We start from the raw sequence: 1,044 nt of genomic DNA on the forward strand, positions 1-1,044 counted from the left end.
GACAGAAGCACTTATCAGGTGCGACAGGTAATGCCCCGGCACGATGAAGACGGAGATACCCTACGACCGATTCGCCCATGTCCCGGAGCGAATCTTCGGACTGGTCGACCTCGCGTACAACCTCTGGTGGAGCTGGCATTCCTCGGCGAGCGTCCTTTTTAAGCAGCTGAACCGGGAGGAGTGGAAGATGAGCCGCCACAACCCGGTCAGGATGCTCCAGGACACACCACCCCGGTACTTCGAGCGTGCGGCAACGAATCCAGAATTTCTCCGCCGTTACGATATCATCATGCACCGGTTCCGGCAGTACATGGAGCCGAGGACGAGCTGGTTTGCGCAGCACTACCCCGGCCGGGTGCCGCTGACGATCGCCTACCTCTCAAGCGAATTTGGAGTGCACCACTCACTTCCGTTCTACGCGGGGGGGCTTGGCGTCCTCGCCGGGGATCACATCAAAGCAGCGAGCGATCTCGGCGTGCCGACGGTCGCTGTCGGGTTCATGTATGCCGAGGGTTATCTTCACCAGCATATCGAGGCGAACGGGTGGCAGAAGAACGTCGCCGAGATCCTGGATCGCGATGCCGCCCCGGTCCTCCGGGTTCTCGACGATAACGGCCGCCAGCTCGTGGTCCAGGTCCCTCTGCTCGACCCTCCCATCCACGTTGCGGTCTGGAAGGTGCAGGTGGGGCGTGTCCCTCTCTACCTCCTCGATACCCATATCGATGAGAACCTTCCCGAGAACCGGAGCATCTCCCACCGCCTTTACCTAAAGGAGATCGAGAGCCGGCTGCGGCAGGAGGTGGTGCTCGGCATCGGGGGGCGGAAGGTCATTCATACCCTCGGGATCGACTACTCGGCGATGCACCTAAACGAGGGCCATTCCGCGTTCGCTCTGCTTGAGCGGCTCAGGGAGCGGATCGTCGCCGGGATGTCGTTTGAGGAGGCGCGCGAGCAGGTCCGGGGCACCTCGATCTTCACCACCCACACCCCTGTCCCCGCCGCTCACGACGTCTTCCCCGAGGACCTGATGTCGAAGTACTTCCG

Annotated in this window: 1 protein-coding gene; it reads left to right on the plus strand. The window is 62.1% G+C overall.

Translation table 11 applies throughout. From position 1 onward, the window contains the following. Positions 1–43 precede the first annotated feature (43 nt). Positions 44–1,044 (plus strand): alpha-glucan family phosphorylase (glgP, locus tag ACI94_RS02620; protein WP_286681061.1); only part of this gene is annotated, 1,001 nt, incomplete at its 3' end.

Origin of the sequence: Methanoculleus sp. DTU007 (genome assembly GCF_001512385.1) — an archaeon.
Classification (GTDB): Archaea; Halobacteriota; Methanomicrobia; order Methanomicrobiales; family Methanoculleaceae; genus Methanoculleus; species Methanoculleus thermophilus.